Source organism: Rhizobium subbaraonis (genome assembly GCF_900220975.1).
Classification (GTDB): Bacteria; Pseudomonadota; Alphaproteobacteria; order Rhizobiales; family Rhizobiaceae; genus Mycoplana; species Mycoplana subbaraonis.
This window is the reverse complement of sequence record NZ_OBQD01000024.1, coordinates 31,920-41,541: the sequence shown is the minus strand read 5'-3', so window position 1 is coordinate 41,541 and position 9,622 is coordinate 31,920. Positions and strand designations below refer to the sequence as shown.

15 protein-coding genes are annotated in these 9,622 nt (G+C 65.0%); 3 read left to right on the top strand and 12 right to left on the bottom strand.

The annotated features are described in order from the left end of the window. Window positions 1–209: 209 nt before the first annotated feature. From CRO48_RS26610 to CRO48_RS26600, 3 genes are read left to right on the top strand one after another with little or no spacing between them, the layout of a single operon-like run. Window positions 210–491 carry a metal-sensing transcriptional repressor gene (locus CRO48_RS26610; protein ID WP_097142785.1) on the top strand — a complete coding sequence of 94 codons (282 nt, stop codon included), beginning with the start codon at window positions 210–212 and terminating at the stop codon, window positions 489–491. Continuing rightward, window positions 491–1,804 (top strand): MFS transporter, encoded by a 1,314-nt coding sequence (locus CRO48_RS26605; RefSeq protein WP_097142784.1) that lies wholly within the window; start codon window positions 491–493, stop codon window positions 1,802–1,804. The genes CRO48_RS26610 and CRO48_RS26605 overlap by 1 nt, the downstream gene beginning before the upstream one ends. Further along, window positions 1,786–2,250: a YqaA family protein gene (locus tag CRO48_RS26600; protein WP_097142783.1), complete on the top strand. Its 465-nt coding sequence runs from the start codon at window positions 1,786–1,788 to the stop codon at window positions 2,248–2,250. The genes CRO48_RS26605 and CRO48_RS26600 overlap by 19 nt, the downstream gene beginning before the upstream one ends. A 68-nt stretch (window positions 2,251–2,318) precedes the next feature. Here CRO48_RS26600 and CRO48_RS26595 read toward each other — a convergent pair whose 3' ends face one another. From CRO48_RS26595 to CRO48_RS26540, 12 genes are all read right to left on the bottom strand, one after another. Then, a complete protein-coding gene (locus CRO48_RS26595) occupies window positions 2,319–2,735 on the bottom strand; it encodes a hypothetical protein (RefSeq protein ID WP_097142782.1) in 417 nt (138 codons plus the stop codon). 67 nt (window positions 2,736–2,802) lie between these two features. After that, window positions 2,803–3,000: a hypothetical protein gene (locus CRO48_RS26590; RefSeq protein ID WP_245423681.1), complete on the bottom strand. Its 198-nt coding sequence runs from the start codon at window positions 2,998–3,000 to the stop codon at window positions 2,803–2,805. Next, window positions 2,997–3,476 (bottom strand): hypothetical protein, encoded by a 480-nt coding sequence (locus CRO48_RS26585; RefSeq protein WP_245423680.1) that lies wholly within the window; start codon window positions 3,474–3,476, stop codon window positions 2,997–2,999. The genes CRO48_RS26590 and CRO48_RS26585 overlap by 4 nt, the downstream gene beginning before the upstream one ends. A gap of 70 nt (window positions 3,477–3,546) precedes the next feature. After that, window positions 3,547–3,849 carry a hypothetical protein gene (locus CRO48_RS33055; RefSeq protein ID WP_245423679.1) on the bottom strand — a complete coding sequence of 101 codons (303 nt, stop codon included), beginning with the start codon at window positions 3,847–3,849 and terminating at the stop codon, window positions 3,547–3,549. 202 nt (window positions 3,850–4,051) lie between these two features. Continuing rightward, complete coding sequence (locus tag CRO48_RS26575; RefSeq protein ID WP_097142781.1) at window positions 4,052–4,453, bottom strand: hypothetical protein; 402 nt, start codon at window positions 4,451–4,453, stop codon at window positions 4,052–4,054. A 65-nt stretch (window positions 4,454–4,518) separates the two neighbouring features. After that, a complete protein-coding gene (locus CRO48_RS26570; RefSeq protein WP_097142780.1) occupies window positions 4,519–5,076 on the bottom strand; it encodes a hypothetical protein in 558 nt (185 codons plus the stop codon). A gap of 155 nt (window positions 5,077–5,231) precedes the next feature. Further along, window positions 5,232–5,654 (bottom strand): antirestriction protein, encoded by a 423-nt coding sequence (locus tag CRO48_RS26565; RefSeq protein WP_097142779.1) that lies wholly within the window; start codon window positions 5,652–5,654, stop codon window positions 5,232–5,234. A gap of 97 nt (window positions 5,655–5,751) precedes the next feature. Next, complete coding sequence (locus CRO48_RS26560; RefSeq protein ID WP_097142778.1) at window positions 5,752–6,048, bottom strand: hypothetical protein; 297 nt, start codon at window positions 6,046–6,048, stop codon at window positions 5,752–5,754. Further along, window positions 6,045–6,314 carry a DUF6117 family protein gene (locus tag CRO48_RS26555; RefSeq protein WP_097142777.1) on the bottom strand — a complete coding sequence of 90 codons (270 nt, stop codon included), beginning with the start codon at window positions 6,312–6,314 and terminating at the stop codon, window positions 6,045–6,047. The genes CRO48_RS26560 and CRO48_RS26555 overlap by 4 nt, the downstream gene beginning before the upstream one ends. A 67-nt stretch (window positions 6,315–6,381) precedes the next feature. Beyond that, on the bottom strand, window positions 6,382–6,687 hold the full coding sequence (locus CRO48_RS26550; RefSeq protein ID WP_097142776.1) for a hypothetical protein: 306 nt from the start codon (window positions 6,685–6,687) through the stop codon (window positions 6,382–6,384). Between the two features lie 66 nt (window positions 6,688–6,753). Beyond that, the gene (locus tag CRO48_RS26545; RefSeq protein WP_097142775.1) at window positions 6,754–7,230 is read right to left on the bottom strand and encodes a hypothetical protein; all 477 of its coding nucleotides are present in this window, start codon (window positions 7,228–7,230) and stop codon (window positions 6,754–6,756) included. Window positions 7,231–7,331: 101 nt separating this feature from the next. Next, window positions 7,332–9,506 carry a ParB/RepB/Spo0J family partition protein gene (locus tag CRO48_RS26540; RefSeq protein ID WP_097142774.1) on the bottom strand — a complete coding sequence of 725 codons (2,175 nt, stop codon included), beginning with the start codon at window positions 9,504–9,506 and terminating at the stop codon, window positions 7,332–7,334. Window positions 9,507–9,622 lie beyond the last annotated feature (116 nt).

Here is a 9,622-nt window from a genome sequence, read left to right as displayed (position 1 = left end):
GGGTCGAGGCTGGCTGGTCCGAGTCCGCAGGGTGGTCGTGCGGGAGTCTCCAGATCAAGCTGGGCATAACGCTTGACGTCGATGGCTGTAAGGCCCAGTGGCCCATGGAGTGGCGAATGTGCTGGGTGCGGTCTTGGTGAATCGATCGGGCAGTATCGATGCCTCCGTCAAACCTTGGCTAATCCCCTACAGGAGGATAGGATAGCGACATGGATCAGCTATCGCATCTTCATCAAACTCACTCTGCGATCGTCAAGCGCCTGAAGCGCGCCGATGGCCATCTGCGCGGCGTAATCGAGATGATCGAGGCAGGTAGGCCATGCCTCGACGTCGCTCAGCAGCTCCATGCCGTTGAGAAAGCTATAGCACAGGCCAAGAAGACGCTAATTCAGGATCACCTCGACCATTGCCTTGAGGAAGTGGTCGGTCCGCTCACCCGCGACAGGCGGCGGTCGATTGATGAGTTCAAGGAAATCGCGAAGTATCTGTGATGTTGACGATCCTCAAGAACCGAACCTATCGCCACCTCTTTCTCGCACAGGTTATCGCACTTGTTGGAACCGGCCTTGCCACGGTCGCGCTTGGCCTGCTCGCCTTCGATCTGGCCGGAGCCGATGCAGGGGCGGTGCTTGGGACCGCGTTGGCCATCAAGATGATCGCCTATGTCGGCGTTGCGCCGATCGCATCGGCCTTCGCGGAACGCGTGCCGCGCCGCGCCATGCTGGTAGCGCTCGATCTCGTGCATGCTGCCGTGGCCGTGTTGCTGCCCTTCGTCACCGAAATCTGGCAGGTCTATGTGCTGATCTTCGCGCTGCAATCGGCTTCGGCCGCCTTCACGCCGACCTTCCAGGCGACGATCCCCGACATTCTGCCCGAAGAGAAGGAATACACGCGCGCCCTGTCGCTCTCGCGGCTGGCCTATGATCTGGAAAGCGTCGTCAGCCCGATGCTGGCGGCCGCACTTCTCGCCTTCATCTCCTTCCACAATTTGTTCGCCGGCACGGTGACCGGCTTCCTGATCTCTGCGGCGCTGGTCGTGTCGGTCGTGTTGCCGAGCCCCAAGCCGTCGCAGCCGCGTGGCATCTATGATCGCACGACGCGCGGCATCCGCATCTACATGGCGACGCCGCGCCTGCGCGGGCTGCTGGCGATTAACCTCGCCGTCGCCTCGGCCGGCGCGCTGGTGATCGTCAACACGGTGGTCTATGTGCAGGCAGCCTACGGCCTCGACCACCAGGCGACCGCATTGGCGCTCGCCTGCTTCGGCGGGGGATCGATGGTCGCGGCGCTCGTCCTGCCGAAGCTGCTTGAGTCCGTGCCCGACCGGACCGCCATGCTGGCGGGCGCGTCGCTGTTGGTGGCGGGAACGCTGACGGCAGCAGCGCTACCCGGTTACGGCTGGCTGCTGCCACTCTGGTTCGTGCTCGGCCTTGGTTATTCGACGGCGCAGACACCATCGGGCCGACTGCTCCGGCGCTCGGCCAACCCCGAGGACCGCCCAGCACTGTTTGCCGCGCAATTCGCGCTGTCCCATGCCTGCTGGCTGATCGCCTATCCGCTCGCCGGATGGGCAGGTGCCACACTGGGCTTGCCGACGACGGCCGCCATTCTCGCGGCCGTGGCCGCTGCAGCCATCGGCATCGGCTTTGCGGTCTGGCCGGCTGACGATCCCGAGGTCGTCGAACATAGCCATAACGACCTCCCGGCGAACCATCCGCATCTTGCGCTGGCCGGGCATGGGCATCGCCACGCCCATGCCTATGTGATCGACGATATGCACCTCGCATGGCCACGCGAGCGCTGACCGGAAACGTGGAAGACCTGTTCTCGCTCGCCGGGCTGTTCGCCGTCGCGTTCGTCGCCGCCACGATCCTGCCGGCTCAATCGGAAGCCGCCCTGGTCGGGCTGCTGGTCCTCGGCAAACAGTCGCCCGTCCTGCTGGTGGTGGTCGCGACCATCGGCAATGTGCTTGGTTCCGTCGTCAACTGGCTGCTCGGCGGCTGGATCGAGAACTACCGTCATCGACGCTGGTTCCCTGTCAGCGAACAGGCGCTCGACCGCGCGACGGGCTGGTATCGGCGGTGGGGCCGCTGGAGCTTGTTGCTCTCTTGGGCGCCGGTCGGCGGCGATGCGCTCACCGTGGCCGCCGGGGTGCTGCGCGAGCCGTTCTGGAGTTTCCTGCTGCTCGTAATCATCGCAAAGGCAGGCCGCTACATCTTGCTGGTGCTGGTGACGATGGAGTTCCTATGATGGAGGATATGGCCTCGATCCAGCGGCCGAACAGCGCATTGAGCCGATAAAAGGTGCTTTCGATGTTCTCAGGCGTCGGGATCACCTCCGTCGAGAATCCCGGCCAGCCAGCCGTCGGTATAGGTCCAGGCCACGGTCTCCCCTGTGGCGAGATCGAGGACATGCGCGCCCCCGCCGAAGCCATTGACGCGCGGCTGCGAGCAGGTGTTGGCATATTGGAAGCCCCATCGGCCGGTCAAGCCGAAGGTGGCGGCGCAGAGCTTGACGAAGTGGATCAGGCGCTCGGGATCGCCGGTCTCGTCGTCGCGCATCCACAACGTTGTGCCGCCATGCTCGGGCTGGATCGAGAGCAGGAAGCCTTCCGAGGGTGGGTCTTCGGACGCGCCCTCCTCGGAAAGCCGGTTGTAGAGGTTGAGGGCCTTGGCAGCATTGTCGGGCGTCCCGACATCGAGCAGGCACGAAAAATGGGTGTAGTAGTTGGCCATGTCAGGCTCCTGAAACGAGAAGTCCCGGCGCGATGGCCAGGACGTCGGGGGGAAGAGGAGATCGGGGTCAGTGCAGGGTGGGGCTGATGCCACGCTGCGCTCGGGCATGGCAGCGCAGCATCTCACGGTAGAACCTCCGTCGAACCAGCCGGCGGCATGGGTCGCGCCGCACCCAGATGGGCAGCCGCTTCACCGCCGCGCGGAGAACTGCGCGATCGGTGTCGAGCGGGGTCACGTTGAGATCGGTATAGATCGAGTGCATCATTGACCGCCTCCCGCATTGTCGCCGGCGGGCGCCTGGGCTTCGGAGTCGACGGCGCGGGCAGAGTCGTCATATGCCGGTCGATCAGGATCGCGCGCCCCGGCCAGGATTGCCTCGCCGCGAGCGACTGCCCAGATGGCGTGTTCGATCCACTGATCTGACGATGGACGGACAGCCTGGATGTCCGCGAGGAGCATCTTCAGAAGGCCAAGGAGGATCTCGAAATGCCCGGCCTTGCGCTGAAGGGATTCCTCGAATTGCGAGGGGACTGGAACCGGCGTGCCGGAATAGGCGGCATTGGCGCCATGCCAGATGCCGGAGACATAGATCTCGATGGCGCCTTCGTGGTCGACCTTTTCCTTGCCTGACCAACTGTTCTCGATGGCGAGGCGGCAGGCGTCCGCAACGGTGTCAGCCTCATAGGTGCGCTGCCGATAGGCGGCCGGGTGATAAGTGGTTTCAATGGTGTATTCGGGCATGTCAGGCTCCTGAAACGAGAAAGCCCGGCGCGAGGCCGGGCAGGATTGGGGGATTGCGGTGCTGGCGGCATCAGCGGTGGAACAAGCCGGTCAGCCTCTTGAACTCGGAATGGTGGCGGAGCATCGCGCGGTAGTAGCTCCTGCGCGCCTCCCGCAAAGCAGGATCGCAGAGGTTCGATGGAACGAGCTTGCGGCGCGCGATACGGATGAGGGCGCGATCGCTGCCCCACGGCAGGATGCCGAGGCGCACATAGGCGGCCTTCATCGCCACGTCCCACACGTCGAATCGTTTACATATGGTCTTGAGCGCGATGAGGTCGAAGCCGCCATGCTCCTCTGCTTGGTTGAAGGTGGTCTGTTGGTCATCGTTCATTGGGCGAACTCCTCGACGGACGGCGGGAAACTCTCTCTCGCCTTGTAAGCCGTCACGGCCTGACGGGCTTCCTCTCCCTCTCGTCGCCGACGACGCAGGCATTGCCCGCATGAAAATACCCGGCGCTATGGCCGGGCCGGATCAATAAGGATGCGATGGCGCGCCGCCGCCCGAGGCGGCGGCTCGACTACATGCCGGCGTCCTATACGTTGAGGCGTTCGCAGAGGGCGTCGATCTGGGTGAGGTCGAGGCCGGCATGCGCGCCGTCATTCGTGACGATGCTCCCGAGCGCCGGGTCGATGTCAGCGCGCGCAAGGGTGAGCTGAAGGAGCCGCAGGCCCGCCAGCACGGCGTCGCGCTCCTGGGCGGTGACGGCGAGCGAGACGAACGCCTCGACGGTCTCGCCGTCTTCGAGCAGGCGGACGCCGCTATACTCGTCGATTTCGTAGTCGTCGAACTCCTGCACGTAGCCGGTGGCGAGCCATTCGCCATCGTAATAGACGCTTTCGGCGCGGCCTCGCGCCTGTTCGGGCGTGTCGGCCTCAACGACGGTTTCGTAATAGGCGAAGGCGTCGTGACCTTTGCTGACGACAAATTTCGGCATGGGAAACTCCATTGGGTAAGCGCCCGGAACGCCGCCGGGCCGATAGGTGGAAATCGGAGGTGAGATCACGCGGCCTGCGGCAGCCGCAGAAGTTCGGCGACGGTCTCCCGCCAGATGGGATCGACCAGCCTGGCCTCGAGCAACGCGGCGGATTCGCGAAACTCGCGGGCCGATGCGTGCTCGCCGCGATCGGCGGCGGCAAAGGCGCGGCCGCGCAGCCGGCTCGCGTCGGTGACGACGCGGCGCGCCTCGGCATTGGAGGAAACCGGCTCTTGCCACACGATGATGCCGGCCCGGACCGCGCCGGCGAGGACCATGCCGTGTTCGCGGTCGATGATGACGGCGAAGCGGGGCTGGAAGCGCAGCGCCTCATCGGCGCTAATGCGAATATCGCAGCGCGAGACACGCTGGCTGGCGAGGCACATTGCGTCCTCCGGCGTCGGGGCTTCGCCGATGGCGACCGTACGGTCGAAGCTGTCGGCTTCGTTGCAGCCGTCGAAGCCGGCAACGCCGATGAAGGTCACGCGCAGCGGCGTTCGTGCGGCGCGATACAGGTCCGGCATGACCTGCCGCGCGAGAACGTCGCCGATCGACGTGAAGGTGGTCTGGGGGTCTCGGTTCATGGGGGAAACTCCGTGGAACGGGCGGCGGAAGCCTCTCTCCCGCCTTCAAACCCGTCACGGCCAAACCGGCCCGTCTCTCACTCTCGCCGCCGGCAACGGCGGCACGGCGTGCATGGAAAAAGCGCCCCGCCGTGAGGCAGGACGCTTTGTGTAGGTCAGTCGATTGCAGCGAAGATCGCGGACGATTCGGGATGCCCGTCCGAATAGGCGCGCAGGCGCTGGTAGCCTTCCGCAAAGTGGTCAGACTCGAAACTGAAGGAAAGATGCGACAGGGTGAACAGCGTGGCGATGATGCCGGCGGCCTCCGCGGACACCTCGCCACGAAAATCCGTGAGCCCGCTTTCGATCTGGAAGCACGGTTTCGAGGTCGGGGCGAGGAACAGAGGCCGGCCGCCGCGCTCGTAGAAATTCCAGAAGCCGCCACGATAGTCATAGGGGCTAAGGCCCTGCATGATCTTATAGACGGTGCTTTCGGCTACGATCATGTACCGAAGTCCGAACAGGGTCGGCAGGAATTTCTCGCGGCGATCCTCGGTAACGAGGGTGGCGGACCGGCGCGTGGTGAGGTCGATCGACATGGCTTTGGATCTCCAGAGAGATTGAAGGGCAAGCCCGAGCAGCGCTCTCTCGTCATCCGCCCGAGCCTGCCTCCGGCCCGTCAGCCCTCTTTCTCTCTCAGGCCCTCCAGACGCTGACGATCTCGCGGGCGAGCATGGCTCGCGCCTTCGACATCACGTCCTTTCCTGACGTTTCAGGATGGCGGAAGAAGCGCGCGTCGGGACCGTTTGCGGTCCAGTCCGCGTAGGTGCAATAAGCGCGATCGGTCAGCCGAAACGCTGTTATGTCTTCGGCCCAATGCGGTTTCGGCTCCACGACGACAGTGACGCCGCCGCGCGTTTCCTCCCATGGAAGCGATCGCTCGACGGGAGGGTAGCGGCGGTCGTCGGCAAAGATTTCGTCCACGCTCCTCATGGCGAGCCTCCGTCGTCGGAGTTCGGGATGAAGGTGTCCGGATCGCGGGGATCTGGCGGCAGATAGGCGTCGTAGGGGTTGCCGTCGGCCAGATGGCCGAACGGCGTCATGAGATAGTCGCCATTGTCCGCGCGGCCGATGGCGCAAAGGACATAGCGACGCTCGCCGGTGACGGCATCCTGGCACTCCATGAGCGCGAGATTGCCGTCGCCGGCGGCGCGCAGCAGCGTGTTGAAATTGGTGCGGGCATGATCGGGAATGGCCATGGTGGGCTCCTGAAAGAAAAGCCCGGCACAGGGCCGGGCTGGTTAGACGAGAGGAAAGAGGACAGCGCTAGGGGTCGCGGGGCGGCGTCGGCTCATTGGAAGCAGGAAGGCCGCCTTCGATTTCGCATACCTGCATCGAGAAAAACTCGTCGCGCTCAAGCATGCGCTCGAAATATTCCTCGCCGATCACATCGTCCGGCGGCGGGGGTTCGTCGAAGGCGTTGCGCCACCAGTCCTTGGCCAGGGCTGTGCGCCAGCGCGTGGCCCGTTCCGCGTCGGTGAAGACGCGAATATCCGCGCCATGCCGATGCTCGTAGATGGCGACACAGACCTGTTGCGGGGTTGGCGGGAGGCATGCGGATTCGGTCGTCATGATGATCTCCAGAACCGAGAAGGCCCGCCGCGCTGCGACGGCGGGCCGGATGGATCGGAAGGGATGTCAAGCTGCGGCGCGGCCTTCGACCGCATCCGCGCCGACCTCGTCAGCCGTGACCTCATCGAGCCGGGCACGCGCATAGCCGGCTTTCGCCAGCCAGAGTTCTGCGGCCTCGCGGTTGTTGGCAAGGTGCAACAGCTCGACGTTATCTCCGACATTTTGGAGCACGCGGACCTGACCCACCTTCGGCCGCTCGACCACGCGAAAGCGAAGATCGCTGTCGATGCCGTAGGTGCGCGTCACCATGACGAGTATGATGCCGCCCGAGCTGAAGTCGCCTTCATGCAGCGTGAAGCATGGCGGGGAGGAATAGGTCGGACGCTCGCGGCCCGGCTCCTTGCGCACGAGGCGGCCGACGCCGTTGTTGCGCTCCCAGGCGGCGAGCTTCTTGGTGAAGCGGGCGGGCGGCTTGGGAGTGCCATCCGAATAGGCGACGAGCGAGCCGAGCGGCGCACAGTCGAATATGAGGGATGCGGACATGGAAGGTATCTCCTGAAACGAAAGCGGCCCGGCGGGATGCCGGGCCGTGTGATGGAAGGGGAAGGATGGCGAGGCGGCCGGAGCCAGCCCGCCGGGGCGTGTCATTCGGCGGCGACGAGAACCGTCGGATCGTCATCGGCCTCGGCCGCGACCTCCTCCTCATCGCCGGCGAGGAAGTCCGGCAGCGCGACGTCCGGCTCGTCCTCCTCGGCCGCAGTCTCGACGGCCGGCTCCTCGACGTAGAGGCGCAGCGGTTCCGGCAGCCAGCCGGTGTTGGCCAGTCGCTCCTCCGCCACGGCCGCCATCTCCATCTTGTCCTTCTTCTGGAGGTCGAGGAGATTGGCGATGTTGTCGCCGACGCCTTCGGCGATGGCTTCGAGGATGCGCTTCTTGGTCACGCGACCGAAATAGTTCGCGACAGTGGGCCGGAACCCGGCTTCCGCCATGTCAAGATCGGTCACGCGGGCCAGGCGATCGGCTTCCGCCATGCGCGCCTGGAGCTGCTTTTCGGAGATGCCGCTGGCGCTGAAGGGATTGGGCCGCTCGTAGAGCGCGTTGATCCCGAGAGACATGCAATGGGCCAGCAGCGCCATGCGGCTTTCGTCGTCGAGGGCAACGAGCCAATCCCAGAGCTGGTCGTCGTCGGTTGGCACCTTGGCCTTCCAGTCGGCGTGCCGCTTGTCCACGGCCTTGGCGTAGGGCGTGGTCTTGAGGTCGGGTCCCTGACCGCTGCAATAGACCTCGTGAACCGAGACCTGAACGGTCGCGCCGCGCGTGGACCGCCTGAAAGCGTCACGGACCAACTTGTGCAGCAGCGCCGTCATGGCGATGTGCGGATTATCGCCGACCGCATTGCGCAGCGCGATGGTGCGATGCGCGGACAGCTCGATCACCAGCTTTTCGGGGAGAGGCTTGATGACCTCCATCTCCTCCTCGGGCTCGGCCGGCTGACCGTTGACGGTGACGACGGTGCGCAGCGCGTCAGGCGCGATGTCATCCTCGTCATCACCGTCGATACCGGCCCCCGGCTCGACGCCTTCGGTCTCCTCGCCCTCGACGGTCTCGACCGGCTCGTCCTCGGGACGCACCCAGCCGCGATCGACCACAAGCTCGCCGTCCTCGTCGACCGTGACGAAGGCGCCGCCGATGGCGATCTCGGCCGGATCGAAAACGATCGGGCGACGCTCGAAGGCTTCGAGCTGCTTTTCGATCTCGCCAAGGCGCCGATCGATTTCCTCGGGCAGCTCCTCATTGTTGGGATACTTGGCCTCGAGACGCTCCTGTTCCTTGCGCAGAGCCTCGCGCTGCCGGCGTTCCTTCTTGGACAGTTCGGCCGATGTGCCGACGATGCCGCGCAGGTCATGGTCGTAGCCATAGGGAAGTTCGAGGTCGGCCGCGATCCACTTCCAGCCCTCCGCCGCCACCTCGGCGGCGGCGGCCTTCAGCTTCTCGGCGACCATCCGGTCGAGAAGCCCCACGTCGTCCATCCAGCCCTCCTCGTCATCCTCGAAGAGGTAGCGCGGCAGGACCGGGCCGCCTGCCGCCAGATAGGCGTCGACGCCGACGAAACGCGCGCGCTTGTCCGAGAAGGGAACCGTGGTCTCGGTAAGCATGTCCCGGATCTGCCATGGCTCCTTGCGGTGCGAGTGCTGGACGGCCTCCCAGACCTGCTCCTGCCGCGCGTGACTCGGGTGCGCGGTGAACGCCTCCAGCATGCGCAGCGTCATGCCGTTTTCGGCATAGACCTCATGCAGCTTCGGGGAGACGTCGGCGAGCGCAAGACGCTGCTCGACGTATTGCGTGGTGGTGAAGTAGGCGCTGGCGACCTCCTCGGTGCCCATGCCGCCATCGACCATGCGCTTGAACGCCTTGAACTGATCAAGCGGATGCAGCGCCAGCCGGAACGTGTTCTCGGCGAGCGAGTCGTCGACGGCCGAGGTCTTGGCGTTGGCCTTCTTGACGATGCAGGGGACCAGACCGTCCGCTGGGAAACGACCCGCTTCTACCAGGCGCGAGATCGCCCGGTATCGACGGCCGCCCGCAGGGGTCTCGTAGTCGCCGGACTCGTTGCCATCTGCGTCGAGGACGGCGCGGACATTGATGCCCTGGATCAGATCCTCACGCCGGTCGATGTCGAAGGCGAGTTCGTCGAGGCCGACTTCGACGTCGACCTCCCGCACATTGTCGTTGGACAGGCGGATGCGGTTGAAAGGAATATCGCGCGCCCGCGAAAACTCGATCAGTTCGAGGGCGGGCTTCTTCTTGGCGCGTGCCATGGCGGTTTCTCCGTGACGGGCGCCGAGAGCCTCTCTCTCGACCCTAAACCCGTCACGAAAAACAGCGCCGCCCTCTTACTCGAAGAGAGCAGCGCTGCAGGGGAATGATCAGGAGC

Bases quoted from the DNA above. Each gene is read 5' to 3' on its own strand.
- CRO48_RS26610 (WP_097142785.1), top strand. From the start codon at position 210: ATGGATCAGCTATCGCATCTTCATCAAACTCACTCTGCGATCGTCAAG.
- CRO48_RS26605 (WP_097142784.1), top strand. From the start codon at position 491: ATGTTGACGATCCTCAAGAACCGAACCTATCGCCACCTCTTTCTCGCA.
- CRO48_RS26600 (WP_097142783.1), top strand. From the start codon at position 1,786: ATGGCCACGCGAGCGCTGACCGGAAACGTGGAAGACCTGTTCTCGCTC.
- CRO48_RS26595 (WP_097142782.1), bottom strand. From the start codon at position 2,735: ATGGCCAACTACTACACCCATTTTTCGTGCCTGCTCGATGTCGGGACG.
- CRO48_RS26590 (WP_245423681.1), bottom strand. From the start codon at position 3,000: ATGATGCACTCGATCTATACCGATCTCAACGTGACCCCGCTCGACACC.
- CRO48_RS26585 (WP_245423680.1), bottom strand. From the start codon at position 3,476: ATGCCCGAATACACCATTGAAACCACTTATCACCCGGCCGCCTATCGG.
- CRO48_RS33055 (WP_245423679.1), bottom strand. From the start codon at position 3,849: ATGAACGATGACCAACAGACCACCTTCAACCAAGCAGAGGAGCATGGC.
- CRO48_RS26575 (WP_097142781.1), bottom strand. From the start codon at position 4,453: ATGCCGAAATTTGTCGTCAGCAAAGGTCACGACGCCTTCGCCTATTAC.
- CRO48_RS26570 (WP_097142780.1), bottom strand. From the start codon at position 5,076: ATGAACCGAGACCCCCAGACCACCTTCACGTCGATCGGCGACGTTCTC.
- CRO48_RS26565 (WP_097142779.1), bottom strand. From the start codon at position 5,654: ATGTCGATCGACCTCACCACGCGCCGGTCCGCCACCCTCGTTACCGAG.
- CRO48_RS26560 (WP_097142778.1), bottom strand. From the start codon at position 6,048: ATGAGGAGCGTGGACGAAATCTTTGCCGACGACCGCCGCTACCCTCCC.
- CRO48_RS26555 (WP_097142777.1), bottom strand. From the start codon at position 6,314: ATGGCCATTCCCGATCATGCCCGCACCAATTTCAACACGCTGCTGCGC.
- CRO48_RS26550 (WP_097142776.1), bottom strand. From the start codon at position 6,687: ATGACGACCGAATCCGCATGCCTCCCGCCAACCCCGCAACAGGTCTGT.
- CRO48_RS26545 (WP_097142775.1), bottom strand. From the start codon at position 7,230: ATGTCCGCATCCCTCATATTCGACTGTGCGCCGCTCGGCTCGCTCGTC.
- CRO48_RS26540 (WP_097142774.1), bottom strand. From the start codon at position 9,506: ATGGCACGCGCCAAGAAGAAGCCCGCCCTCGAACTGATCGAGTTTTCG.